The sequence below is a fragment of the Streptomyces syringium genome, assembly GCF_017876625.1.
In the GTDB taxonomy this organism is placed as follows: Bacteria; Actinomycetota; Actinomycetes; order Streptomycetales; family Streptomycetaceae; genus Streptomyces; species Streptomyces syringius.
The window spans coordinates 4,789,368-4,813,566 of sequence record NZ_JAGIOH010000001.1; the positions used below are offsets into that span (position 1 = coordinate 4,789,368).

General features: G+C 70.9%; 22 protein-coding genes. 10 read left to right on the plus strand and 12 right to left on the minus strand.

Going from position 1 to position 24,199, the window contains the following annotated elements:
* Window positions 1–179: 179 nt before the first annotated feature.
* Together JO379_RS21410 and JO379_RS21415 are read left to right on the plus strand one after the other, a co-directional pair.
* A complete protein-coding gene (locus JO379_RS21410) occupies window positions 180–1,628 on the plus strand; it encodes an NAD(P)H-quinone dehydrogenase (protein ID WP_130879575.1) in 1,449 nt (482 codons plus the stop codon).
* A 133-nt stretch (window positions 1,629–1,761) separates the two neighbouring features.
* Window positions 1,762–2,811 (plus strand): DeoR/GlpR family DNA-binding transcription regulator, encoded by a 1,050-nt coding sequence (locus tag JO379_RS21415; protein WP_130879576.1) that lies wholly within the window; start codon window positions 1,762–1,764, stop codon window positions 2,809–2,811.
* Between the two features lie 2 nt (window positions 2,812–2,813).
* On the opposite strand, the gene JO379_RS21420 is transcribed toward JO379_RS21415, so the two are convergent.
* From JO379_RS21420 to JO379_RS21430, 3 genes are all read right to left on the minus strand, one after another.
* Entirely contained in the window at window positions 2,814–3,416 is a 603-nt protein-coding gene (locus tag JO379_RS21420) for a TetR/AcrR family transcriptional regulator (protein WP_130879577.1), read from the minus strand.
* A 517-nt stretch (window positions 3,417–3,933) separates the two neighbouring features.
* Window positions 3,934–5,688 (minus strand): acetyl/propionyl/methylcrotonyl-CoA carboxylase subunit alpha, encoded by a 1,755-nt coding sequence (locus JO379_RS21425; protein WP_209516445.1) that lies wholly within the window; start codon window positions 5,686–5,688, stop codon window positions 3,934–3,936.
* 285 nt (window positions 5,689–5,973) lie between these two features.
* A complete protein-coding gene (locus JO379_RS21430; RefSeq protein ID WP_130879579.1) occupies window positions 5,974–6,759 on the minus strand; it encodes an IclR family transcriptional regulator in 786 nt (261 codons plus the stop codon).
* A gap of 207 nt (window positions 6,760–6,966) precedes the next feature.
* Here JO379_RS21430 and JO379_RS21435 point away from each other — a divergent pair, with 207 nt between their 5' ends.
* Entirely contained in the window at window positions 6,967–7,257 is a 291-nt protein-coding gene (locus tag JO379_RS21435; protein WP_130879580.1) for a hypothetical protein, read from the plus strand.
* Between the two features lie 46 nt (window positions 7,258–7,303).
* Here the strand turns inward: JO379_RS21435 and JO379_RS21440 are convergent, their stop codons facing one another.
* The 8 genes from JO379_RS21440 to JO379_RS21475 all read right to left on the minus strand — a co-directional run bounded on the left by JO379_RS21440 (window position 7,304) and on the right by JO379_RS21475 (window position 14,581).
* Complete coding sequence (locus JO379_RS21440; protein WP_130879581.1) at window positions 7,304–7,915, minus strand: Maf family protein; 612 nt, start codon at window positions 7,913–7,915, stop codon at window positions 7,304–7,306.
* A gap of 37 nt (window positions 7,916–7,952) precedes the next feature.
* Complete coding sequence (locus JO379_RS21445; protein WP_130879582.1) at window positions 7,953–9,440, minus strand: SulP family inorganic anion transporter; 1,488 nt, start codon at window positions 9,438–9,440, stop codon at window positions 7,953–7,955.
* 66 nt (window positions 9,441–9,506) lie between these two features.
* Entirely contained in the window at window positions 9,507–10,115 is a 609-nt protein-coding gene (locus tag JO379_RS21450; protein ID WP_130879583.1) for a carbonic anhydrase, read from the minus strand.
* Window positions 10,116–10,279: 164 nt separating this feature from the next.
* Entirely contained in the window at window positions 10,280–10,660 is a 381-nt protein-coding gene (locus tag JO379_RS21455) for a hypothetical protein (RefSeq protein ID WP_130879584.1), read from the minus strand.
* A gap of 175 nt (window positions 10,661–10,835) precedes the next feature.
* Entirely contained in the window at window positions 10,836–12,296 is a 1,461-nt protein-coding gene (locus JO379_RS21460; RefSeq protein ID WP_130879585.1) for a peptidoglycan D,D-transpeptidase FtsI family protein, read from the minus strand.
* 133 nt (window positions 12,297–12,429) lie between these two features.
* The gene (gene mmpB, locus JO379_RS21465; RefSeq protein WP_278046337.1) at window positions 12,430–12,558 is read right to left on the minus strand and encodes a morphogenic membrane protein MmpB; all 129 of its coding nucleotides are present in this window, start codon (window positions 12,556–12,558) and stop codon (window positions 12,430–12,432) included.
* 176 nt (window positions 12,559–12,734) lie between these two features.
* Entirely contained in the window at window positions 12,735–12,941 is a 207-nt protein-coding gene (locus JO379_RS21470) for an acyl-CoA carboxylase epsilon subunit (protein ID WP_130879586.1), read from the minus strand.
* Between the two features lie 35 nt (window positions 12,942–12,976).
* Window positions 12,977–14,581, minus strand: coding sequence for an acyl-CoA carboxylase subunit beta (locus JO379_RS21475; protein WP_130879587.1), 1,605 nt, complete (start codon window positions 14,579–14,581; stop codon window positions 12,977–12,979).
* 147 nt (window positions 14,582–14,728) lie between these two features.
* Here JO379_RS21475 and JO379_RS21480 point away from each other — a divergent pair, with 147 nt between their 5' ends.
* From JO379_RS21480 to hutH, 5 genes are all read left to right on the plus strand, one after another.
* Complete coding sequence (locus tag JO379_RS21480) at window positions 14,729–15,586, plus strand: biotin--[acetyl-CoA-carboxylase] ligase (protein ID WP_130879588.1); 858 nt, start codon at window positions 14,729–14,731, stop codon at window positions 15,584–15,586.
* A gap of 189 nt (window positions 15,587–15,775) precedes the next feature.
* Window positions 15,776–16,999: an adenylate/guanylate cyclase domain-containing protein gene (locus tag JO379_RS21485; RefSeq protein WP_209516448.1), complete on the plus strand. Its 1,224-nt coding sequence runs from the start codon at window positions 15,776–15,778 to the stop codon at window positions 16,997–16,999.
* A gap of 128 nt (window positions 17,000–17,127) precedes the next feature.
* Window positions 17,128–17,922, plus strand: a complete 795-nt coding sequence (locus JO379_RS21490) for an enoyl-CoA hydratase/isomerase family protein (protein WP_130879590.1) — start codon at window positions 17,128–17,130, stop codon at window positions 17,920–17,922.
* A gap of 209 nt (window positions 17,923–18,131) precedes the next feature.
* Window positions 18,132–19,241 carry a GGDEF domain-containing protein gene (locus JO379_RS21495; RefSeq protein ID WP_130880272.1) on the plus strand — a complete coding sequence of 370 codons (1,110 nt, stop codon included), beginning with the start codon at window positions 18,132–18,134 and terminating at the stop codon, window positions 19,239–19,241.
* Between the two features lie 184 nt (window positions 19,242–19,425).
* A complete protein-coding gene (hutH, locus tag JO379_RS21500) occupies window positions 19,426–20,964 on the plus strand; it encodes a histidine ammonia-lyase (protein WP_130880273.1) in 1,539 nt (512 codons plus the stop codon).
* A 152-nt stretch (window positions 20,965–21,116) separates the two neighbouring features.
* Here the strand turns inward: hutH and JO379_RS21505 are convergent, their stop codons facing one another.
* Window positions 21,117–21,437 carry a hypothetical protein gene (locus JO379_RS21505; protein WP_130879591.1) on the minus strand — a complete coding sequence of 107 codons (321 nt, stop codon included), beginning with the start codon at window positions 21,435–21,437 and terminating at the stop codon, window positions 21,117–21,119.
* Window positions 21,438–21,756: 319 nt separating this feature from the next.
* Here JO379_RS21505 and JO379_RS21510 point away from each other — a divergent pair, with 319 nt between their 5' ends.
* Together JO379_RS21510 and JO379_RS21515 are read left to right on the plus strand one after the other, a co-directional pair.
* Window positions 21,757–23,025 carry a L,D-transpeptidase gene (locus tag JO379_RS21510; RefSeq protein ID WP_165451598.1) on the plus strand — a complete coding sequence of 423 codons (1,269 nt, stop codon included), beginning with the start codon at window positions 21,757–21,759 and terminating at the stop codon, window positions 23,023–23,025.
* Between the two features lie 190 nt (window positions 23,026–23,215).
* Window positions 23,216–24,184, plus strand: coding sequence for a hypothetical protein (locus tag JO379_RS21515; protein ID WP_209516451.1), 969 nt, complete (start codon window positions 23,216–23,218; stop codon window positions 24,182–24,184).
* The last annotated feature ends 15 nt before the right edge of the window (window positions 24,185–24,199 follow it).

Sequence of the window (24,199 nt, forward strand, 5' to 3'; positions counted from 1 at the left end):
TGAGGCGGGACGGCATTTGGGGTGGCAGTCTCGAAGGAGGGTTCGCGCGGAACCTGCAGCCGAACCTCGTACGGATCCTCGGATGCCGCCCCCGGACGGGATCGCCTGGATCACGGCGTATTACGTGCGAAATCGCGTATACGGGCCCCGGAAGGATTCGCTTTGATGGGTGCGGGACAATGGAATACGTGACTCGGATCGTGATCATCGGTGGCGGACCCGGCGGCTATGAGGCGGCGCTCGTCGCCGCGCAGCTCGGCGCGGAGGTGACCGTCGTCGACTGCGACGGTCTGGGCGGGGCGTCGGTGCTCACCGACTGCGTGCCCTCGAAGACTCTTATCGCGACGGCTGAGGTGATGACGACCTTCGACTCCTCGTACGAGGAGCTGGGGATCATCGTCGCCGACGACACGCCGCATCTGGAGCAGGCGGCGCGCGTGGTGGGCGTGGACCTGGGCAAGGTGAACCGGCGTGTGAAGCGTCTGGCGCTGGCCCAGTCGCACGACATCACCGCCTCGGTGACGCGGGCCGGGGGCCGGGTCATGCGCGGCCGCGGCCGCCTGGAGCCGAACCAGGCCCCGGACGGTTCGCGCAAGGTCGTCGTACGGGCCGCGGACGGCTCGGAGGAGACGCTCGTCGCGGACGCGGTGCTGATCGCCACGGGCGCGCACCCCCGGGAGATCCCGGACGCGCTGCCGGACGGCGAGCGGATCCTGAACTGGACCCAGGTGTACGACCTGGAGGAGCTCCCCGAAGAGCTGATCGTGGTCGGCTCCGGCGTCACCGGTGCCGAGTTCGCCGGCGCGTACCAGGCGCTCGGCTCGAAGGTCACCCTGGTGTCCTCGCGCGACCGGGTGCTGCCGGGTGAGGACCCGGACGCGGCCGCCGTGCTGGAGGACGTCTTCCGCCGCCGCGGCATGAACGTGATGTCGCGCTCCCGGGCCCAGTCCGCCAAACGGGTGGGCGACCGGGTCGAGGTGACGCTGGCGGACGGCCGGGTCATCACCGGTACGCACTGCCTGATGGCGGTCGGCTCGATTCCCAATACGGCGGGCATCGGGCTGGAGGAGTCCGGCGTCCGGCTCAAGGACTCGGGGCACGTCTGGACCGACAAGGTCTCCCGTACGAGCGCGCCCGGCGTCTACGCGGCCGGCGACTGCACGGGGGTCTTCGCACTGGCGTCGGTCGCCGCCATGCAGGGCCGGATCGCCATGTACCACTTCCTGGGCGACGCGGTCGCGCCGCTGAATCTCAAGGCTGTATCCGCGAACGTATTTACGGATCCGGAGATTGCCACGGTCGGCTATACGCAGGCCGATGTCGACGCCGGCCGCATTGACGCCCGCGTGGTGAAGCTGCCGCTGCTGCGCAATCCGCGGGCGAAGATGCAGGGCATCCGGGACGGTTTCGTCAAGATGTTCTGCCGCCCCGGCACGGGCATCGTGGTCGGCGGCGTCGTGGTCTCGCCCCGGGCCAGCGAGCTGATTCACCCCATTTCGATCGCGGTCGACAACAACCTGACCGTGGAGCAGATCGCGAACGCGTTCACGGTGTACCCGTCGCTGTCCGGTTCGATCGCCGAGGTGGCCCGTCAGCTGCACACCCGCAAGGCGCAGCGGGAGGGCTAGTCGCGAGGGCCGGCACGAGAGGTCCCGCCCCCGGACAAGGGGAGCCGGGGCCTCTTCTTCCGGTTCCCCTATATCACTTGGCGGGTTGCGTAGCGGACAACTTCCGTTAATTGCTGCAACCTGCTGAAAACGGATGCGCGTTGGCGTTACTGTCGGTTTCGTGTTCGCTGCAGAACGTCGTCAATTGATCCTCGAAATGGTGCGCGCCAACGGAGCGGTTTCGCTCCGGGAGCTCGCCCGCGTCGTCCAGACCTCCGAAGTGACCGTGCGGCGCGACGTGCGGGCATTGGAGGCAGAAGGACTGCTCGACCGCCGGCACGGCGGTGCGGTACTGCCGGGCGGTTTCACCAGGGAGTCCGGCTTCCCGCAGAAATCCCATCTAGCGACCGCCGAGAAGACGGCCATCGCCGATCTCGCGGCGAGCTTCGTCGACGAGGGCGAGGCCGTCGTCGTCGGCGCCGGTACGACCACGCAGGAGCTGGCCCGCCGGCTCGCGCGGGTGCCGGGTCTGACCGTGGTCACCAATTCCCTGCTCGTCGCGCAGGCGCTCGCGCACGCCAACCGGGTCGAGGTCGTCATGACCGGTGGCACCCTGCGCGGGTCCAACTACGCCCTGGTGGGCAGCGGGGCCGAGCAGTCCCTGCAGGGCCTGCGGGTGACCCGGGCGTTCCTGTCGGGGAGCGGACTGACCGCCGAGCGCGGGCTCTCCACGTCCAACATGCTCTCCGCGAGCGTGGACCGGGCGCTGGTGCAGGCCGCCGCGGAGGTCGTGGTGCTCGCGGACCACACGAAGCTGGGCACCGACACGATGTTCCAGACGGTGCCCACGGACGTCATCACCAGACTCGTGACCGACGAGCCGCCCGGTCACGACGACCGGGCCGCGACGGAGCTCCAGGCGCTCGCCGACCAGGGCGTGCACATCTCGGTCGCCGGGCCCGGCGCGGGGTCGGGCTCGGGACCGGGCGGGGTGGCCGGTGGTGAGGCCCAGGGCTCCCGTCGCCGTGAGGTGCGCGACGTGCCGCCCCTGCCGGGGCAGCGCCGCAGTATGCCGCTGGGGCCCGGCCAGGACCCCGGGCGGGGCCAGGGCGGCCCGCCGGGCGCGCCCCAGCTCCGCAGCGCGTCCGGCATGGGCGACCAGCCCACGGCCCGGGTGGCGGACCTGGCACCCCGGCGGCGCTGACCTCAGTCCCGCCCGGGGTCCGAGGACGCCTTGAGACCGGTGAGCGTCAACATCAGCAGGCGGTCGGCCAACTCCGGATCGTCCGGAGACTGTTCGACCGCCAGGGAAATGGCGTTCGTCAGCTGCATCAGATCGACGATGTCCACATCCGACCGGACCGTCCCGGCCCGCTGAGCGCGGGCGAGCAGCGTGCTGCCCGCCTCCCGCATCGGCAGGCTGCACCGCGACAGGGCGGACGCCTCATCGCTCTGCGCGGCCATCAGGGCCCGCGACAGCCCCCGGTAGGTGCTGGCGTGCGCCACGATGGCCCGCAGCCAGTCCACGAGCGCCCGGCACGGCTCGGGCGCCGCCAGCAGCTCCCGCGAGCGGGTGAGGAGGGAGTCGACCTCACCCTGGAAGACCGCGCTCATCAGGGCCGTGCGGTTGGGGAAGTGCCGGTAGAGCGTCCCGATGCCGACGCCGGCCCGCCGGGCGATGTCTTCGAGGGAGGCGTCCGTGCCGTGCCGGGTGAAGGCGGTGCGGGCCTCCACGAGCAGCCGCTCGTAGTTGCGCCGCGCGTCCGCGCGCATGGGTCGTGGTGACGTCTGCGCCGTATCGGTCGCCATTTTGCGTCGTCCTCCCGCTTCGGTGCGCTCACATGGCCGCGTACGGTCCTGGTCCTCGCGGGTCCAAGGATGCCAGTTGCCCTCCCGGCGGGTGGGTGGGCTACTACGGTGACCGACGGTCGGCGGTCGTGAGCGCACGCAGCGCGGCCGGCGGTCGGCGTGAGCCTGCGGCTCGGTGGTTGTCCTCAATCGCCGGACGGGCTGAAACCCTCGACCACCGGACGGGCTGAAACGTGCGGCCGGGTGGTGTCCTCAATCGCCGGACGGGCTGGAAGGTGCGGCCGGTGTGGCACGGACGGGTTCGGCGGGCGTGGCCCCATGCGGCCTGCGGCCCGTGGTGTCCTCAATCGCCGGACGGGCTTGAACCCCCGGCTGCCGGACGGGCTGGAGGTGCGGCTCGCTTGAAAGGTGCCGCTAGGCGCAGCCAAAGACGCGCAGCCAAAGACGCGCAGCCAAAGACGCGGGCCCCGGCCGGAGGATCCGGTCGGGGCCCGCGGTCACGGCGGTGAGGCCGGGGTCAGTCCTTGATCTCGCAGATGACCGCACCGGAGGAGACCGAGGCGCCGACCTCCGCGGTGATGCCCTTGACCGTGCCCGCGCGGTGCGCGTTCAGCGGCTGCTCCATCTTCATGGCCTCCAGGACCACGATCAGATCGCCCGCGGCCACTTCCTGGCCCTCTTCGACCGCGACCTTCACGATGGTGCCCTGCATCGGCGACGCGAGCGCGTCACCGGAGGCCGCCGAGCCGGCCTTCTTGGCCGCGCGGCGCTTCGGCTTCGCGCCGCCCGCGGCGGCGGTGCGGGCGATGGTCATGCCGAGCGAGGAGGGCAGCGAGACCTCCAGGCGCTTGCCGCCGACCTCGACGACCACGGTCTCGCGGCCCGGGGCCTCCTCGTCCTCGTCCGCCGCCGCGCCGGTGAAGGCGGGGATGGTGTTCTCGAACTCGGTCTCGATCCAGCGGGTGTGGACCGTGAACGGGTCCGCGGTGAACGCCGGGTCGGTGACGACCGCCTGGTGGAAGGGGATCGCCGTGGCCATGCCCTCGACGGTGAACTCGCCCAGGGCCCGTGCCGCGCGCTGGAGCGCCTGCTCACGCGTGGCGCCCGTGACGATGAGCTTGGCGAGGAGGGAGTCCCACGCCGGGCCGATGACCGCGCCGCTCTCGACGCCGGCGTCCAGGCGCACGCCCGGACCCGAGGGCGGGTCGAAGCGGGTCACCGTGCCGGGGGCGGGAAGGAAGTTCCGGCCCGGGTCCTCGCCGTTGATGCGGAACTCGAACGAGTGACCGCGCATCGGCGGGTCGTCGTAGCCGAGCTCCTCGCCGTCGGCGATGCGGAACATCTCGCGGACCAGGTCGATGCCGGTGACCTCTTCGGTGACCGGGTGCTCGACCTGGAGGCGGGTGTTGACCTCCAGGAAGGAGATCGTGCCGTCCTGGCCCACGAGGAACTCGCACGTGCCCGCGCCCTCGTAGCGGGCCTCGCGCAGGATGGCCTTGGAGGCGCGGTAGAGCTCCGCGTTCTGCTCCGGGGTGAGGAAGGGGGCCGGGGCCTCTTCCACGAGCTTCTGGTGGCGGCGCTGGAGCGAGCAGTCGCGGGTGGAGACCACCACGACGTTGCCGTGCTTGTCGGCCAGGCACTGCGTCTCGACGTGGCGCGGCCGGTCCAGGTAGCGCTCCACGAAGCACTCGCCGCGACCGAAGGCGGCGACGGCCTCGCGGACGGCGGAGTCGTACAACTCCGGTACCTCTTCGAGGGTGCGGGCGACCTTCAGACCGCGACCGCCACCACCGAAGGCGGCCTTGATGGCGATCGGCATGCCGTGTTCCTCGGCGAACGCGACGACCTCGTCCGCCCCGGAGACCGGGTCGGCGGTGCCGGCGACGAGCGGGGCACCCGCCCGCTGCGCGATATGACGGGCCGCCACCTTGTCACCGAGGTCGCGGATGGCCTGCGGGGGCGGGCCGATCCAGGTCAGGCCGGCGTCGAGGACGGCCTGCGCGAATTCGGCGTTCTCGGACAGAAATCCGTATCCGGGGTGGATGGCGTCCGCGCCCGATTCGGCTGCCGCGGCAAGCACCTTGGCCACGTCGAGGTAGCTCGTCGCCGGGGTGTCACCGCCCAGCGCGTAGGCCTCGTCGGCCGCGCGGACATGCAACGCGTCACGGTCCGGGTCGGCATAGACCGCCACGCTCGCGATCCCGGCATCCCGGCACGCACGAGCAACGCGGACAGCGATTTCGCCACGGTTGGCGATGAGCACCTTGCGCACGATGGCTCCCTCCTTGAAACAAGGTGAGTTTAGGTACTGGCAACACTCTGTGCCGACCCGACTTCCAGGGTGACCTTGCCCACACGGAGCGTTAAACGGAAGCGCCCTATGGACTGAAGTTCCCAGATCCCCCACGGTACGCCGCGTTTCCTGGAGTGCTGCGCGCGTGACGATGTGGTCAAGGTCTCGATGAGCGCCTGGGAGTGGCGGTGCCGATTCTTTGTGGAGTCCCTACGAACGGGTGACACAAAGTTTGCGCTCTCGCCCGGGGCGTTGTGGTGGGCCTCAGGCGGTTCCGGGCCTCTCGACGGTCGGTTTACCCACCAGTAGCGTCCCCGAGTCGGCCAACTTTCCGGCTTCTGCCGCGACATGGCGCATCACCTCGGTCACCTGGTGTCTGCGCCGATGGAAATCAGCCAGTGGCAGCGCCGCCGAGACAGCCTGCGCCGGGCCGCCGCCCGCGCCCGGCACGGGCACCGCGATGCAGGCCACGCCGGGTGCGCATTCCTCCACCTCCACTGCGACGCCACTCCGGCGCACCTGTCGGAGCTCCAGATCCAGCCGTTCCGGCGAGGTGATCGTGCGGGGGGTGATGGCCCGCATCCCGGAGTCCGAGAGATAGCGCAGCCGGGCGGCCCGGGGGAGGGCGGCGAGCAGGACCTTGCCGTGGGCGGTGGCGTGTCCGTCGGTGTCGCGGCCGACGGAGAAGCCCCCGGTGGCCGGGTGGGAGGCGGCCGCTCCGGCGAGGACGGCGATGTCGCCGTCGCGGTAGGTGCTGAAGTACGTGTCCGCCCCGGCCGCCCGCCGCACCCGGGCGAGCAGCTCGTGCACCCGCTCGTCCATCCGCATCTGCCGCTGGAAGGCGCTGTGCAGGGAGGGGACGCGATAGCCGAGGGTGTAGCCGCCGGAGCCGCGGACCAGATGGCCGCGCGCGGTGAGGGTGCCGAGCAGGTCGTAGACCGTCGATAGACCGCAGCCCAGCTGCCGGGCGAGCACCTTGGCGGGCACCGGCCCGTCGGACGCGGCGACGGCGTCCAGCACGTCCAGAGCGCGGTCGACGGACTGCGGCATGACGGAACGGCTCCTCGGGGATCGGATGCTGGGTGAGTACAGGACTTCTTCGGCGGGCGGACCCACCAGCTTGGCACGGCCGGCCCCGGAGCTGCCCGGTCCGCTCTCTCTACCAGCTCCGCGGAGCGGCATGGGGGTTTCCGGGAAGGAGCGCCCGAGTGGCCGAAGCGTCGGTGACCGGGATGACACGACATCGTTGGTGAAGTCATGATCAAGCGCATTGCAGCCGCCGCCGTTCTGGCAGGCGCCGCTCTCACGATGACCGCCGCCTCCGCGTCCGCCGTGCCCACCCCCGTGCCCCCGCCGAACGCGACGGCGGGCGATGTCGTGACCCCGCCGCCGGGCATGGCGAAGGACGGCAACCCGCAGACCAGCATCTACCCGGGCGCCACCGATGAGCTGGGCAAGCTCCAGCAGCTCGAGAAGCTGAACGAGCTGGGCCAGCTCAACCAGGTCACCGGGGCCCTGACCCCGATCTTCGGCATCCTGCCGCTCTAGGGCCGGGCCGCTTCTTCGGGGCGGGTCGCTGCTTCGCGGCGGGCCGTCACGCCCACAGGTCGGTGATCACGACGCCCAGCTCGGCGAGCTGCTTGCGGAGCAGGGGGAGCGACAGGCCGATGACATTGCCGTGGTCGCCGTCGATGCCCTCGAGGAAGGGCGCGGACCGGCCGTCGAGGGTGAACGCGCCCGCCACGTGAAGGGGCTCGCCGGAGGCCACGTACGCGGCGATCTCGGCATCGCTCGGCTCGCCGAAGCGGACCGTCGTCGAGGCGGTGGCGGAGACCTGGCGGCCGGTGGCCGTGTCGATGACGCAGTGGCCGGTCCGGAGTACTCCGGACCGGCCACGCATCGACTTCCAGCGGGCGGTGGCGTCCTCGGCGTCGCGGGGCTTGCCGAGGGCCTCGCCGTCCAGCTCCAGCACCGAGTCGCAGCCGATGACGAGCGCCCCGGCCGCCTCCGCCCGCGCGGCCACGGCCGCGGCCTTCGCCTCGGCGAGCACCCGCGCCAGCTCGGCGGGGGTCGCCGCGGTGATCGCGTCCTCGTCCACACCGCTGACGATCACCTCGGGCGCGAGCCCGGCCTGGCGCAGCAGGCCGAGTCGGGCGGGGGACTGGGAGGCGAGGACGAGGCGGCGGCGCTCGGGGCTGTCGTTCATACGGGCCAGCCTAAGAGGTCCGCCGCCGCCGGGTGGCTCAGCCGACGGCCGAGGCCACCTTCCCGCTCATCCGGACCGGGTCCGTGCCCTCCTCGTTGTGCCGGTCCGCCCAGTTCGTGAGGGCGGTCAGGCACGCGTGGTCGAGGTGCCGCAGCCCGGACAGGTCGAGTTCGATCGGCCGGTCCTTCGGCAGCGCTTCGAGGGTGTCGAGCATGTGCGGCAGCCGCAGGAACGTGGCGTTGCCGGTGAGCCGGACGTGGATGGGGCCGGTCTCGTCGTCGTCCTTGACGTTCATCTGGATGTGCGAGATCGTCCACGCCGTCTTGGCGACCGCGAGCAGCAGACCGATCAGGACGCCCTCGAACATGTTCGTCGTGACGATGGCGATGGCGGTGACCGCCAGCACCACGGCCTCGCCGCGGTGCTCCCGCCACAGCGGAACCAGCTCACGGACCGGGACGAGCTTGCAGCCCGCGTGCACCAGCACACCCGCGAGGGCCGCGATGGGGATCACACCGAGCGCCGCCGGGAGCAGTGCCGCGAACAGCAGCAGCCACACGCCGTGCAGGACGCGCGAGGCCTTGGTACGGGCGCCCGCCTGGACGTTGGCCGCGCTGCGCACGATGACCGCGGTCATCGGCAGTGCGCCGAGCAGCCCGCAGACGGCGTTGCCCGCGCCCTGGGCCATCAGCTCCTTGTCGTAGTCGGTGCGCGGTCCGTCGTGCATCCGGTCCACCGCCGCGGCGCTGAACAGGCTTTCGGCGGAGGCGATGAGGGTGAACGCCAGGACCGTGCCGAGCAGGGCCACATTGCCCAGGTCGGAGAAGGCGTCGACGCCGGGCGGCTGGATGGCTTCCAGCAGTCCCTTCACCTCGACCTTGGCGACCTTCAGGGAGAACAGCGCCGTGGCGGCCGTGGCGAGTGCCACCGCCACCAGCGGGGCGGGCACGATGCCCGAGATCCGCGCGGGCAGCTTCTTCCAGAGCACCAGGACGGCGATGGTCCCGGCGCCCAGGGCGAACGCGGACAGGGCATTCCGGTCGGCGGCGATGTCGCCGACGAGCCCGGGGATCCCGGCGATCTTGTCCAGTCCGCTGCTGGGAGCCTTGAGGCCGGCCATCGCGTAGGACTGGCCGAGGATCAGGACGAGCCCGATGCCGGCCAGCATTCCCTGGACGACGGCGACGGAGATGGCACGGAACCAGCGCCCGAACCCCAGGAAGCCGAGGACGAGTTGGATGGCACCGGAGGCCAGGACGATCACTCCGAGGGTGCCCAGGCCATGGGTCTGGACGGCCTCGTAGACGAGCACGGTCAGTCCGGCGGCAGGGCCGCTGACCTGGAGGGAGCTACCGGGCAGCAGGCCGACGACGAGACCGCCGACGATGCCGGTGACCAAGCCGAGTTCGGCGGGCACCCCGGAGGCGACGGCGACCCCGACGCACAGCGGGACGGCCACGAGGAAGACGACGAGTGAAGCGGTGAAGTCCCGCCGCAGGTCTGCGGGACGGAATCTGGAATGCATGGATTCCTCACGTAGGTGGGGAAGGCGAGCTGCGGTGATCCGATGCCGCGGATCACCGCCGGCGGTTCACAGGGGCAGGAACTCGGCTTCGTCGCCAGCGGACTGGTGGGCGAGGACGGCCCCGGTGTGGACCTCGTAGTACCAGGCGTGCAGCCCGAGTTCGCCCTTGGCGAGCCGCTCGGTCACGCAGGGGTAGGCGCGCAGCCGGTCGAGCTGGGCGAGCGCGTGCCGCTGCACGGGCTCGGCCACGTCGGGGCCGTCGGTGCCGGTGCCCGGTTCCTTCAGCTCGTCCGATGCCCCGCGTTCCAGCCAGCCGCGGACGGCGGGCAGCTGGGTCAGGTCCTCGTCGCGCACCAGCGCGCCGACGGCGCCGCAGTGGGAGTGCCCGCAGACGATGATGTCGCGGACGCCGAGGACCGAAACGGCGTACTCGATGGTGGCCATTTCGCCGGAGGGGTGTTCGCTGTTGTATTCGGGGACTATGTTGCCCGCTGTACGAAGTTCGAACAGATCTCCGGGTCGGGTCCCGGTGATGAGTGTCGGCACGACACGGGAATCGGAACAGGTGATGAACAGTGCTTCGGGGGACTGGCCCAGCTCAAGGCTGCTGAGTTCCCCGGTGGATTGAGGCGCGCGGGTCGAAAAGGCGCGGGCGTGGTCGATGAGGGACTGCATGAACGGCTGACCTCCTGGAGGTCGTCGTTGTCGGTCGGACATCGAAGACGTTGCGTCGTCGGTACGTCTCGTATGGACTTGTGGCGGATATGGGTGAGAAGCACCGAAGAGATCGGTGCGGCCGAGAAGTCGGCGAAGCCGCCGTGCTCAGTACCCGGGCACGCTCAGTGCCGGAACACCTGGAACACGGTGGAGAGTTGATGGCTGGATCCGCGAGCTGACGCGGGCATCCGCCAATCGGGCTGCCCCGCACCCGTTCCAACGCGCGCGGCGTCCGGTGAGTTCCCGGTGGGCGCGGTGGGGGTGGGCCGCTGCTTGAGCTGCGACATGGTGCCGGTGCCACTGGGGATCCGGCCGCGACGGACCTGGTCGTCGTCGCCGCGTTCGTCGGTGTGGAGGCGGTCGGTCTCGGCGGCCTGGGCCGTGTACGAGGCCGACGACGGCACCATCGCGGTTTCCCCGCAGGGTGCCGTCTGGGCGAGCAGTAACAGCGCCAGGACGAGGGTGAGGAGCGTGCCGACGAAGCCGGCGGACCGGTGGCGCATCACATCCCGCTCCCTCGTTCGAGTGACTGTGGAGATCGATTCTAGCCACACGAGGTGTCGTTGCAGGGGCGGAGTGATTACCTCTCAGTTAAGTCCGCAGATCGTACGATTTTCCGTCGGTGGGTGTTTGGTGGGTAGATGACGGGGCGATGAACGGCCTTTGTGGCAGCGTCGGTTACTTCTCGAGGACCGACTCCATGACCTTCTTCGCGATGGGACCCGCGAGCCCGCCACCGGAGATTTCCTCGCGGTCGATGCCCGAGCCCTCGGGGTCGATGAACACGGCGACGGCGACCGGCGAACCGTCGCCCTGCTTGGCGTAGGAGACGAACCAGGCGTACGGCAGCTTCTCGTTGTTCACGCCGTGCTGCGCGGTGCCGGTCTTCGCGCCGACCGTGACGCCGTCGATGAGCGCCTTCTTGCCGGTGCCGTTCTCGGCGGTGTTCTCCATCATCGCCTGGACCTTCTTGGCGGTCCCGGCGGAGACGGCCTGGTTCAGGACCTCGGGCTCGTGCTTCTCCAGGACGGACAGATCGGGGCCGCGCAGCTCCTCGACCATGTAGGGCTTCATCACCTTGCCGTCGTTGGCGAGGCCGGCGGTCATCATCGCGATCTGCAGCGGCGTGCTGTCCAGGCTGCCCTGGCCCATGCCGGTCAGCGCGGTCTGCGGCCGGTCGAGCTTCTTGGGGTAGAGGCTCTCGCTGGCCCGCACCGGGGTGAAGACCTCGGAGTTGAAGCCGAACTTCTCCGCCGTCTCCCGCATCTTGTCCTTGCCCAGCTTGGCCGCGAGGTCGAGGAAGACGTTGTTGCACGACCACTGCAGACCGGTCTTGAGCGAGGCCTTGTCGCAGGGCGCGGTCTTGATGTCGTTGCCGATCTTCGTGGTGCTGTCGGGCAGCTGGTACGGGGCCGGGGCGTCGCCCTTGGCGTCGATGTCCGAGACCAGCCCGTGCTCCAGCGCCGCCGCCGCGGTGAGGATCTTGAACGTCGAGCCCGGGGGGAACCGCTCGCGCAGCGCCCGGTTGTTCATCGGCTTGTCCTTGTCGTCCTGGAGCTTCTTCCACTCGGCCTTGTCCTTGGCGGACTGCCCGGCGATGAGCGACGGGTCGTAGGACGGGGTGGAGGCCAGGGCGAGGATCTTGCCGGTGCGCGGGTCGAGGGCGACGACCGCGCCCTTGTACTTGCCGAGGCCCTCGTAGGCGGCCTTCTGCGCCTTGGGGTCTATGGTCGTCACCACATCGCCGCCGCGGGACTTCTTGCCCGTGAGCATGTCACTGGTGTGCTGGAAGAAGAGCCGGTCGTCCTTGCCGCTGAGCAGCTTGTCGTTGACACCCTCCAGGAACGTGTTGCCGTAGCCCTGCGAGGAGAAGCCGGTGACGGGAGCGTACATCGCGCCGTCCTTGAACGTGCGCTTGTACTTCAGGTCGCCGTCGGTCGCGATGGAGCCGGTGATGGGCTGGCCGCCGACGATGATGCTGCCGCGCGGCTGGGCGAACCGGGCGATGGTCACCCGGTGGTTCTTCTCGTGGTTCGAGAGCTCGCCGTTGCGTGCGAACTGCACCCAGGTGGCCTGGGCGAGCAGGGCGAACACCAGCACCCCGACGAATATCGCTATGTGGCGTACGGGCCTGTTCATGGTTCGACGCACTCCCCGGTTCGCGGCATATCACTGGTAGTGATGCGAATAGGGGAGGTTTTGGTTGCAGGTGGAATGCACCTGTGTGTCCGCTGTGACCCCTGGTGCGGTCCGGTGTGCGTCAGGCCACCGGTCAGGCCACGCCGAGCATGAGGAAGAGGATCACCATGCCCACCGCGAGCACGACGCCCGCCCTCCGGAGCATGGCCTGCGCCTCGCGCAGCTCCTCGGGCGGTTCGTCGGACGGGTCGGACCAGAGCATGCTGTCCATGCTCCGCCCGGAATGCCCGGCGCGCCTGAGTACGGGTACTCAGGCCTGTCCGGCGGATTCTTCGGCTGCGGGCCGTCTTGGCCGCCTGCGGCGGCGGGCGCCCTGCGGGCGCGTCCTCAATCGCCGGACAGGCTTAGGGCTGAGCTCGGCGATCCGCCGGACAGGCCCTACCCGGGCCAGTACGTGGTCCGCCAGGCGCGGGGCCCCCGGTGGGGGACGCGGCGGGACGCGACGAGGCGGGCCGGGTCGGCCCACTCCGGCCGGGCCTCGCCCTCCGGCGCGGCGGCGGCGCGGGCCGCCGCGCGGGCCTGGACCACCGCCAGTGCGGCGGCCAGCTCCTCCGGGGTGGGGTTGCCCCGTACGACCTTGATCACGAATGGATCCCTTCCTCGGCCGGCGGTCGGGCTGCTTACAGCGGGATGTTGCCGTGCTTCTTCGGCGGCAGCGTCTCGCGCTTGTCACGCAGCGTCCGCAGGCCGCGCACGATGTGGCGACGGGTCTCGGACGGCATGATCACCGCGTCGACGTAACCGCGCTCGGCGGCCGCGTACGGATTGAGCAGCGCGTCCTCGTAGTCCGCGATCAGCTTGGCGCGCAGCGCCTCCCGCTCCACCTCCGGCGCCGCGGCGATCGTGCGGCGGTGCAGGATGTTGACCGCGCCCTGGGCGCCCATCACGGCGATCTGCGCGGTGGGCCAGGCGAGGTTCAGGTCCGCGCCCAGGTGCTTGGAGCCCATGACGTCGTACGCGCCGCCGAACGCCTTGCGGGTGATGACGGTGATCAGCGGAACCGTCGCCTCGGCGTAGGCGTAGATCAGCTTGGCGCCGCGCCGGATGATGCCGTTGTACTCCTGGTCGGTGCCCGGCAGGAAGCCGGGGACGTCCACGAAGGTCAGCACCGGGACGTTGAAGGCGTCGCAGGTGCGCACGAAGCGCGCGGCCTTCTCGCTCGCGTTGATGTCGAGGCAGCCGGCGAACTGCATCGGCTGGTTGGCGACGATGCCGACGGGGTGGCCCTCGACCCGGCCGAAGCCGGTGATGATGTTCGGCGCGAAGAGCGCCTGCGTCTCCAGGAACTCGCCGTCGTCCAGCACGTGCTCGATCGCCGTGTGCATGTCGTACGGCTGGTTCGCCGAGTCCGGGATGAGCGCGTCCAGCTCGCGGTCGGTCTCCGAGATCTCCAGGTCCGCTTCCTCGGGGTAGGCCGGGGGCTCGGAGAGGTTGTTGGAGGGCAGGTACGACAGCAGCGCCTTGACGTAGTCGATGGCGTCCTTCTCGTCACCCGCCATGTGGTGCGCCACGCCGGAGGTGGTGTTGTGCGTACGGGCGCCGCCCAGCTCCTCGAAGCCCACGTCCTCGCCGGTGACCGTCTTGATGACGTCGGGGCCGGTGATGAACATGTGCGAGGTCTGGTCGACCATCACGGTGAAGTCGGTGATCGCGGGGGAGTACACCGCGCCGCCCGCGCAGGGGCCGACGATCAGGGAAATCTGCGGGATGACACCCGAGCCGTGGACGTTTCGACGGAAAATCTCGGCAAACAGTCCGAGGGCCACGACGCCCTCCTGGATCCGGGCCCCGCCACCGTCGTTGATGCCGACGACCGGGCAGCCGGTCTTCAGGGCGAAGTCCATCACCTTGACGATCTTCTCGCCGTAGACCTCACCGAGTGAACCGCCGAAGATCGTGAAGTCCTGCGAGTACACACAGACCGTGCGGCCGTCGACCGTGCCGTAACCGGTGACGACGCCGTCGCCGTACGGGCGGTTCTGCTCGATGCCGAAGTTGGTCGACCGGTGCCGGGCGAACTCGTCCAGCTCGACGAACGAGCCCTCGTCCAGCAGCAGCTCGATGCGCTCGCGTGCCGTCAACTTGCCCTTGGCGTGCTGCTTTTCCACCGCCCGTGCGGAGCCGGCGTGAGTGGCCTCATCGATCCGGCGCTGAAGATCCGCGAGCTTCCCGGCGGTGGTGTGGATGTCGATACCGTCGATTCCACTGGTGTCTGGCTCGGACATCGGGATGCGGCTCCTGCTCGTCCTGAGGGGCGGGGGTCACTGGCTACCGACTGGCTACCGGTTCGTAGCGTATCGGCGCGGCTGCGCTGCGGAAGTGCGTCGTTGGCCACACCGGTTCGCTGTGGTTTCCCTCCTATGGTGGCTGTTATGACGCCCTCCGACGCTTCCGGCAACCCCTGGTCCGACCTCGACCGCCCCCCGCTCAACACCACCTCCCTGCGGCGCGGCCTGCTGCGCCCCGACGGACTGTGGACGTCCGTGGACGTCGTCGCGACCACCGGGTCCACCAACTCGGACCTCGTCGCCTCCGGCGGCACCGAGGGCGCGGTGCTCGTCGCCGAGGAGCAGACCGCCGGGCGCGGCCGGCTCGACCGCACCTGGTCGGCGCCGCCGCGCTCCGGGCTGTTCTTCTCCTTCCTGCTCACCCCCGGCCCGGACGTACCGGCCGAGCGGTGGGGCTGGCTGCCGCTGCTCACCGGCGTCGCCACGGCGACGGCGCTCACCCGCGCGGCGGGCGTCGACATGGCCCTGAAGTGGCCCAACGACCTGCTCATCGACGTCGAAGGGGCCGAGCGCAAGGCCGGCGGCATCCTCGCCGAGCGGACCGGCGACAGCGTCGTCATCGGCATCGGCCTCAACGTCTCGCTGCGTGCCGACGAACTTCCGGTGCCCACGGCGGGTTCGCTGGCGCTCGCCGGGGCGAAGGTGCTGGACCGCGATCCGCTGCTGCGGGCCGTGCTGCGGTCGGTCGAGGAGTGGTACGGCGAGTGGCGGCGCGCCGGGGGCGACCCGGGGGCGTGCCGCCTGCAGGAGGCGTACGCGGCCGGCTGCGCGACGCTCGGCCGCACCGTACGGGCCGAACTGCCCGGCGGGCGCGAGCTGCTCGGGGAGGCGGTGGCCGTGGACGGCGACGGCCGGCTGGTGCTCGCGACCGAGGACGGTGTGCAGCAACCGGTCGGCGCGGGCGACATCGTCCATCTACGCCCGGCGCGGCCGGAGGAGTGACGCGCGCCGCGAGTGGGCCCGAGTGCTTCACCGCGGCGAGACGAAGAGAGGCCGGAAGAGTGGGCGGGAAGAGTGAGGCGATACCGTCAAGAGAGTGAGCTACGGCACACCTGCCGTATCGTTGTGCCCAGAACCTAGGCGAGCAGCGATCGGCAGGGCAGTGCGCACGGATCGGACAGGGGGCGGGCGGTGACCGCCGACGATGGGGGCACCTCCCGTGCCGTCAGGGCTACGGGGGAGGACAGCGGTGGTGCGCGCGGGGCTGCCGGGGAGACCGTGGGCGCGTCGGCCGGCCGGGCGGACCGCGAAGCCCCGCACGGGGACGCCCCGCACAAGGGCGCCTCGCACCGGGGCGTAGAGGGGGACTCCGCCGACGAGGGCGGGGACCCGATCGCGCTCCGGCTGGAAGCGCTGATCCTCGGTGCCGAGCGTCGTTATACCCCCTTCCAGGCCGCGCGGGCGGCCGGTGTGTCCATGGATCTGGCCTCCCGCTTCTGGCGCGCCATGGGCTTCGCCGACATCGGACAGGCCAAGGCCCTGACCGAGGCGGACGTCCTCGCGCTGCGCCGGCTTGCGGGCCTCGTCGAGGCGGGCCTGCTGAGCGAGCCGATGGCCGTCCAGGTCGCCCGGTCCACCGGACAGACCACGGCACGGCTCGCCGACTGGCAGATCGACTCCTTCCTGGAAGGCCTGACGGAGCCGCAGGAACCGGGCATGACCCGCACGGAGATCACCTATCCGCTGGTCGAGCTGTTGCTGCCGGAGCTGGAGGAGTTCCTCATCTACGTCTGGCGGCGCCAGCTGGCCGCCGCCACCGGCCGCGTCGTCCAGGCCCAGGACGACGCGGAGATGGTCGACCGGCGGCTCGCGGTCGGCTTCGCCGACCTGGTGGGCTTCACCCGTCTGACGCGCCGTCTGGAGGAGGAGGAGCTCGGCGAGCTGGTCGAGGCCTTCGAGACGACCGCCGCCGACCTGGTCGCGGCGCACGGCGGCCGGCTGATCAAGACCCTCGGCGACGAGGTGCTCTACGCGGCGGACGACGCCGGCACCGCCGCCGAGATCGGGCTGCGGCTGATCGAGACCCTGACCCACGACGAGACGATGCCCGAGCTGCGGGTCGGCATCGCCCTGGGGACGGTCACGACCCGGATGGGCGACGTCTTCGGCACGACGGTGAACCTGGCGTCCCGGCTGACGTCGATAGCGCCGAAGGACGCGGTGCTGGTGGACGGCGCCTTCGCGGAGGAGCTCGCACGCAACGGCGACGCCCCGAAGTCGGAGGCGGAGGCCGCGGCGTCGGCGTCCCCGGAGGAGGTAGAGAAGTACCGCTTCGCCCTCCAGCCGATGTGGCAACGCCCGGTCCGAGGCCTGGGCGTGGTCGAACCCTGGCTGCTCACACGCAGGGGCAACTGAGTCCGGCCCGCCCGTAAGGCGAGCCCGTCCGCTGGAAAATCAAGCCCGTCCGGCGATTGAGGACACCCCCCACCGATGCGATGATCCAACGCGACAGGTTCACGGTCGTTAACCGCGGAGGTCATCACATGAGTGAGCAACGCTTCGGCGAATGGGTCGCCGTCATCAAACACGGCCACGTAGCCGAGCTCGCCCTGGACCGGCCCAAGGCCATGAACGCCGTCTCGACGGAGATGGGCCGCCGGATCGCGGAGGCCACCGCCGCCCTCGCCGCCGACCCGGGCGTCCGGGTCGTCGTCCTCACCTCCACCCACGAGCGGGCCTTCTGCGTCGGCGCGGACCTCAAGGAGCGCAATTCCTTCTCCGACGCCGACCTGGGGCGCCAGCGCCCGCACGCCCGCGCCGCGTACACCGGTGTCCTGGAGCTGCCCGTTCCGGCCATCGCGGCCGTGCACGGCTTCGCCCTCGGGGGCGGTTTCGAGCTGGCGCTGTCCTGCGATGTGATCGTCGCGGACCGTACGGCCGTGGTGGGCCTGCCCGAGGTGTCCGTGGGCGTGATCCCCGGCGGCGGCGGGACGCAGCTGCTGCCGCGCCGGGTGGGCGCCGCCCGCGCCGCCGAGCTGATCTTCTCCGCGCGGCGCGTAGCGGCGGAGGAGGCGCGGGACTTGGGCCTGGTGGACGAGCTCGTGCCCGAGGGCGAGGACCGCACGGAGGCGCTGGCGCTCGCCCACCGCATGGCCGCCAACTCGCCCGTGGGGCTGCGGGCCGCGAAGCGGGCGCTGCGGCTCGGGCACGGGCTGGACCTGCGGGCGGGGCTGGAGGTCGAGGACGCGGCGTGGCGGTCGGTGGCCTTCTCCGGTGACCGGGCGGAGGGCGTGGCCGCGTTCAATGAGAAGCGGACGCCGAACTGGCCGGGCGAGTAGTAGGCCCATAGCCCGTTTCATCAGCGTCAACGTCGCAGAACTGCGATGGCTTCGCGGCTAAGCGGAACGGGCGCGGAATGGGCGGAACGGGTCCACAATTCTTACGCTGGAGTGCGAAGCTGCACGCGGCGACGGATTGTGAGGCTCGGGTGGCAGGTGACGGGGAGTGCGACGGCCGGCTGCGCGCCGTGGTGGAACTGGCGCAGGCGATGGCGGCGGCGCGCACCCCGCTGGAAACCGTCGACGCCGCGGCCGAGGGCGCGCGACGTGCCCTGGAGGGCACGTTCGCGGCCGTCTCGGCGTGGGAACGGGCCCGCGGGCGGCTGCGGGTGCTGGTGAACGCCGGCGAGCGGGCCGAGGGCGAGGAGCGGTTTCCGGTCGACGAGTCCTACCCCGTGCACGACTTCCCGGAGATCGCGGAGTTCCTGCACGACGAGTGGGTGGGCGGTGGCGAGCCGCACGCCTGGGTGGAGACCGCCGCGGCCCCGGAAGAGGCGGCCGGCGGCTTCGGTACGTACGGGCCCGGACGGGCGCACGGCCTGCGGCGGCGGGGCCGCGGCAGCTGTGTCGTCGCCCCGATCGTGCTGCACGGGCGGGCGTGGGGCGAGCTGTATGTGGCGCGCCCGCCGGGCGTGCCCGCCTTCGACCGCGCGGACGCCGACTTCGCGACCGTCCTGGCCGCCGTGGCGGCGGCGGGGATCGCGCAGACCGAACGGCTGGAGGAGGTCCGCAAGCTCGCCTTCACCGATCCCCTGACCGGTCTCGCCAACCGTCGGGCGGTCGACGCGCGGCTCGACGAGGCCGTGGAGCGGCACCTGGCGGACGGTGTGGTCGTCAGCCTGGTGGTGTGCGATCTGAACGGGCTGAAACGGGTCAACGACACGCTGGGCCACGCGGTGGGCGACCGGCTGCTGGAACGGTTCGGCTCGGTGCTGTCGCTGTGCGGGGCGAAGCTGCCGGGGGCGCTCGCGGCGCGGCTCGGCGGTGACGAGTTCTGTCTTCTGACGGTGGGCCAGCCGGCGGACGACGTGGTGCGGGTGGCCGAGGAACTGTGCCTCCGGGCGGCGGAGTTGGAGTTCGGCGAGGGGGTGGCCTGCGGGATCGCCTCGACGGGTGACCCGATCGGGGACGTGCGCTCCGCGCGCCGTCTCTTCCGCCTCGCGGACGCGGCCCAGTACCGCGCGAAGGCGGCCCGCGAGCTGAAACCGGTCGTCGCGGGCCGCGAGGGCGGCCCCGAGGACCCGGTCGTCCGCCTCGCCGACCGACCGCCCGCTCCGCCACAGGCCGAACGCCGCCGCTTCCGGGGCCGCAGACCGTGACGGGGCCGCCGCCACCAGGGCCCAAGCGGTCTCGTGGGTGCCGGGCATGCCGGGGCCGCCCCCTGGCGTTGTTACGGAGTGGAGGCGGCAGGCCACGCAAAGGGCCTCGTCGGGGCCCTGCGAGGGATTGGCCGAGACCTAGTGACAGTAAGCGATTCAGTCTCTAGGGTGCCTGAATATGGATATGCACACTGTGGTGGTGGGGACGGCCGGGACGACCGCGGAGGACGTGATCGCCGTGGCGCGCGACGGCGCCCGGGTCGTCGTGTCGGACGAGGCGATCGCGGCTGTCGCCGCGGCGCGGCAGATCATCGACGATCTGGCCGCCAAGCCCGACCCCGTCTACGGCGTCTCCACCGGTTTCGGCGCTCTCGCCGTCCGTCACATCAGCCCCGACCTGCGCGCCCAGCTCCAGCGCAACATCGTGCGCTCGCACGCCGCCGGCATGGGCCCGCGCGTGGAGCGCGAGGTCGTCCGGGCGCTGATGTTCCTGCGGCTGAAGACCCTGGCTTCCGGCCATACGGGCGTCCGCCCCCTCGTCGTCGAGACCATGGCCGCGATCCTCAACGCCGGCATCACCCCGGTCGTCCACGAATACGGCTCCCTCGGCTGTTCCGGTGACCTCGCGCCGCTCTCCCACTGCGCGCTCACCCTCATGGGTGAGGGTGACGCCGAGGGCCCCGACGGGGTGCTGCGCCCGGCCGCCGAGCTGCTCGCCGCGCACGGCATCGAGCCGGTCGAGCTGCGGGAGAAGGAGGGCCTCGCGCTCCTCAACGGCACCGACGGCATGCTCGGCATGCTGGTCATGGCCTGCGCGGACCTCGCCCGCCTGGTCACCTCCGCCGACATCACCGCCGCGCTCTCGCTGGAGGCCCTGCTCGGCTCCGAGAAGGTCCTCGCGCCCGAGCTGCACGCCATCCGCCCGCACCCCGGCCAGGGCTCCAGCGCCGACAACATGCTCCGTGTGCTGGCCGGTTCGGGGCTGACCGGCCACCACCAGGACGACGCGCCGCGCGTCCAGGACGCGTACTCGATCCGCTGCGCCCCGCAGGTCGCGGGCGCGGGCCGGGACACCCTCGCGCACGCCCGGCTGGTCGCCGACCGCGAGCTCGCCGCCGCCGTCGACAACCCCGTGGTGCTGCCCGACGGCCGTGTGGAGTCCAACGGCAACTTCCACGGCGCCCCCGTCGCGTACGTCCTGGACTTCCTCGCCATCGCCGCCGCCGACCTCGGCTCCATCGCCGAGCGCCGCACGGACCGGCTGCTGGACAAGAACCGCTCGCACGGCCTGCCGCCGTTCCTGGCGGGCGACCCGGGCGTCGACTCGGGCCTGATGATCGCCCAGTACACGCAAGCCGCCCTGGTCAGCGAGATGAAGCGGCTGGCCGTCCCGGCCTCCGTGGACTCGATCCCCTCCTCCGCGATGCAGGAGGACCACGTCTCCATGGGCTGGTCGGCGGCGCGCAAGCTGCGTACGGCCGTTGACGCCCTGTCCAAGATCGTCGCCGTCGAGCTGGTCGCCGCGACCCGCGCGATCGAGCTGCGCGAGGGCCTGGAGCCCGCGCCCGCCACGCGCGCCGTGCTGCGCGCGGTGCGCGCGGCGGGGGTCGAGGGCCCGGGAGAGGACCGTTTCCTCGCGCCCGACCTGGCGGCGGCCGACGCGTTCGTCCGCGCGGGGAAGCTCGTCGAGGCGGCGGAGACGGTGACGGGCCCTCTGACGTAGCGAGCCCGTAGCGGGCCCGTAGCGACCTGCGGTTTTACCTTTGCTTGACCCGGCCCTGCCGGGGTGGAGGGCCCCCGGCCCCCGCCCGGCAGGGCCTTTCGGCCCTTCCGCCCCGGAGGTGTTCCGCGGTCGAATGGAGGTGTCGAACGAAGCTACCGGACCGCCTGGCGCGACCTGCGCACGGCGACGGTGACCAGGGCGCCACCCGCGCCGACGAAGGCGATACCGCCGACGACGTACGGGGTGGTGTCGAAGCCGCCCGTATGAGCGAGGGCGAGCTGTTCGCTCCCGGCGACGGTGCCGGAGGCGGACGATCCGGCGGACTGCCGGGGCGCCGACGCGGCGCGGTCCTGCGGGGCCGCGGAAGCGTGAGTGGAACGTTCTGCCGTCGCATTGGCGGTCGGTACGAACCACACCGCACACAGCAGCGAACCGGCGGCGACGGCGGTCAGCAGCGGTCGGCGTGCGGTCACGGGATGATCCCCCTTGAAGTGACGAAGAGTTGGGGGTCGTGGATCTTGTGTGAATCCCGACTGACCCGATGTTAGTGATACAGATGGATCCGGGGGAAGTCGTGGCCCCCACCGACCTGTCCGCGTGGACACCGTCCGGATCTGCCTCACCGGTTTCCCCGTTGGGCGCCGGAGGGTCTTTACTGGCGTGGTTCCGCGTGGTCTTGCCCACACTTTCCCGAGGTGTGGAACGGACGAAACGGTGCAGGCGTTCCTTAAGCAGTAGCCGGGATACGTGTTGCCCCACGATTCGGCTCGGGGATTTCGGGGTCCAGGAGCAATGGAGAAGCGTGTGATGACGTACGGCAAGCGCCGCAAGAGCCTGGTGGCCGCGGCCGCCGTGCTCGGCGGTGTACTGACTCTCGCCGCGTGCGGCGGAGGCGACGACGACACCAAGAGCGGCGGCTCCGGCAAGTCGCAGAACCAGGTCGACGCCGCTGCCGCCAAGGACGCGTCCAAGGCGCAGATCAAGATCACGCCGAAGGGCGGGACCACCAACGCCGGCATCACCGGCGATGCGACCCAGGTCACCGTCAGTGACGGCGAGCTCACGAGCGTCAAGATGACGACCGAAAAGGGCACCCCGGTCGAGGGTTCAATATCGCCGGACAAGAAGTCGTGGAAGCCCGCGAAGCAGCTCGAGCGGTCGACCAAGTACAAGGTCGTCGCGGAGGCCAAGGACTCCGAGGGCCGCAAGGCGACCGAGCACTCCTCCTTCTCCACCGTCTCCCCGGCGAACAGCTTCATCGGCTCCTTCACGCCGGAGGACGGCTCGACCGTCGGCGCCGGCATGCCCGTGTCGATCAACTTCGACAAGCCGATCAAGGACCGCAAGGCCGTCCAGTCGGCCATCTCGGTCAACTCCACCAGCGGTCAGAAGGTCGTCGGTCACTGGTTCGGTGACCAGCGGATCGACTTCCGCCCGCAGGAGTACTGGAAGGCCAACTCCGACGTCACCCTGAAGCTGGACCTCGACGGGGTGGAGGGCGCGCCGGGCATCAAGGGCGTGCAGAAGAAGACGGTCAAGTTCAAGATCGGCCACGCCCAGGTCTCCACGGTCGACGTCAAGACCCACCAGATGACGGTGGTCCGCGACGGCAAGACCATCAAGACCATCCCGATCTCCGCGGGCAGCCCCGAGAACCCGACGTACAACGGCAAGATGGTGATCTCCGAGAAGTTCAAGGAGACCCGGATGGACGGCTCGACCGTCGGCTTCACCAAGGGCGACGGCAAGGGCGAGTACGACATCAAGGACGTGCCGCACGCGATGCGCCTGTCCACGTCGGGCACGTTCATCCACGGCAACTACTGGGGCAGCGGCATCTTCGGCTCGGTGAACACCAGCCACGGCTGCATCGGTCTCGCGGACAAGCAGGGCGCCGACGACCCGTCGACGTCGGGCGCGTGGTTCTTCGAGAACTCGCAGCTGGGTGACATCGTCGAGGTCAAGAACTCGAACGACAAGAAGATCGCTCCGGACAACGGCCTCAACGGCTGGAACATGGACTGGAACGCGTGGGTCGCGGGCAGCGCGACGGGCGCGTGATCCTGAGCCTGTAGCGCGTGTAGCGCCTGTAGCACAGAAGGGGCCCTTCCGGCGGAACATCGCCGGGAGGGCCTTTTCGTGCGCTACGGTGCGGGTAATCGGGTCGCTTCGTACGGTAACGAAGCGGCCCCCGACGCTGGCTGCAACCGGCGAGGGGGGCCTACACCCGCAAGGAAAGATGGTCCTTGAGATGCTCAGGCATGTTATCGCCCCTGCGCGCTTCTTCTCCCAGGTGCCGAACGAAATCATCCGCCACCCACGGCTGTCGGCGAACGCCGTACGGCTGCTGCTGTGGCAGCTGTCGCTGCCGGACGGCGTGGACCAGCCGTTGTGGGAGTCGGCGGAACGTGCGCGGATCGGGAAGAGGTCCTTCACCCTGGCGAAGCGTCAACTCGTGGCCGAGGGTTATCTGTTCGAGTGGAAAGAACAGAGTGAAGGCGGGCAGTGGTCGACGACGCAGATGGTGTCGAACGTATGCCTGACGGCGGCGCAGGCGGTGACGGCCAGGGACGGCCTTCCCGCCGTCGCTCCACCGACGGGCGCCATCCCGGCCATCGGTGAGCCGAAGGCCCGGTCCGTCGGTCGTTCCCAAGACAACACGGGGGCGAAGACCGACCACCCTCCCACCCGGCCCGCTGCGGAAGTCCCTTCGCGGACGGCGGAAGTGACGCCGAGCCAGGTGCCCGCCCCGCTGGTGGAGCGGGGCGCCCAGGCCCTCGCGGCTCTCTCCCACACGGAGCGCCGCCTACGGCTGACGGGCAGCGACGTCCGGGCGCTCGCCCCGCTGGCGGGGGAGTGGCTCCTGCGCGGTGCGACGCTGCGGGACCTCCGCGACGACCTGACGGCAGGCCTGCCGGAGCGGGTGCACTCGGCGGCGGGGCTGCTGCGTGACCGCTTGCTGCGCAAGATGCCGGAGGTGCCGTCGTTCGCGGAGCAGGAGCCGTTGACCTGCGCGGTCCCGAGGGCGGCGGACATGCGGGAATGCCAGGGTGAGCACACGCAGCCACGGCTGTTCACACCGGTGGCGGGGGAGCGCTTGTGCCCGGCATGCCGCCAGGACCGCGCGGAGGCGGCACAGGACGCCTCGGGAGCCATCCAGGCCACGTTGCGCGGCGCGGCGACGGTGAGGGCGGCCCTGCGGGGCGGGGCAGCGGGGTGAGGGCTTGCCGGGGCG

Excerpts from the sequence above, each read along its gene's own strand:
- JO379_RS21455 (WP_130879584.1), bottom strand. The coding sequence starts at position 10,660 with ATGCGCCACCGGTCCGCCGGCTTCGTCGGCACGCTCCTCACCCTCGTC.
- JO379_RS21490 (WP_130879590.1), top strand. The coding sequence starts at position 17,128 with ATGAGTGAGCAACGCTTCGGCGAATGGGTCGCCGTCATCAAACACGGC.
- JO379_RS21440 (WP_130879581.1), bottom strand. The coding sequence starts at position 7,915 with ATGAACGACAGCCCCGAGCGCCGCCGCCTCGTCCTCGCCTCCCAGTCC.
- JO379_RS21495 (WP_130880272.1), top strand. The coding sequence starts at position 18,132 with ATGGCGGCGGCGCGCACCCCGCTGGAAACCGTCGACGCCGCGGCCGAG.
- hutH (WP_130880273.1), top strand. The coding sequence starts at position 19,426 with ATGCACACTGTGGTGGTGGGGACGGCCGGGACGACCGCGGAGGACGTG.
- JO379_RS21515 (WP_209516451.1), top strand. The coding sequence starts at position 23,216 with ATGCTCAGGCATGTTATCGCCCCTGCGCGCTTCTTCTCCCAGGTGCCG.
- JO379_RS21435 (WP_130879580.1), top strand. The coding sequence starts at position 6,967 with ATGATCAAGCGCATTGCAGCCGCCGCCGTTCTGGCAGGCGCCGCTCTC.
- JO379_RS21415 (WP_130879576.1), top strand. The coding sequence starts at position 1,762 with ATGCGCGTTGGCGTTACTGTCGGTTTCGTGTTCGCTGCAGAACGTCGT.
- JO379_RS21445 (WP_130879582.1), bottom strand. The coding sequence starts at position 9,440 with ATGCATTCCAGATTCCGTCCCGCAGACCTGCGGCGGGACTTCACCGCT.
- JO379_RS21450 (WP_130879583.1), bottom strand. The coding sequence starts at position 10,115 with ATGCAGTCCCTCATCGACCACGCCCGCGCCTTTTCGACCCGCGCGCCT.
- JO379_RS21475 (WP_130879587.1), bottom strand. The coding sequence starts at position 14,581 with ATGTCCGAGCCAGACACCAGTGGAATCGACGGTATCGACATCCACACC.
- JO379_RS21430 (WP_130879579.1), bottom strand. The coding sequence starts at position 6,759 with ATGCCGCAGTCCGTCGACCGCGCTCTGGACGTGCTGGACGCCGTCGCC.
- JO379_RS21510 (WP_165451598.1), top strand. The coding sequence starts at position 21,757 with ATGGAGAAGCGTGTGATGACGTACGGCAAGCGCCGCAAGAGCCTGGTG.
- JO379_RS21410 (WP_130879575.1), top strand. The coding sequence starts at position 180 with ATGGAATACGTGACTCGGATCGTGATCATCGGTGGCGGACCCGGCGGC.
- mmpB (WP_278046337.1), bottom strand. The coding sequence starts at position 12,558 with ATGCTCTGGTCCGACCCGTCCGACGAACCGCCCGAGGAGCTGCGCGAG.
- JO379_RS21480 (WP_130879588.1), top strand. The coding sequence starts at position 14,729 with ATGACGCCCTCCGACGCTTCCGGCAACCCCTGGTCCGACCTCGACCGC.
- JO379_RS21460 (WP_130879585.1), bottom strand. The coding sequence starts at position 12,296 with ATGAACAGGCCCGTACGCCACATAGCGATATTCGTCGGGGTGCTGGTG.
- JO379_RS21420 (WP_130879577.1), bottom strand. The coding sequence starts at position 3,416 with ATGGCGACCGATACGGCGCAGACGTCACCACGACCCATGCGCGCGGAC.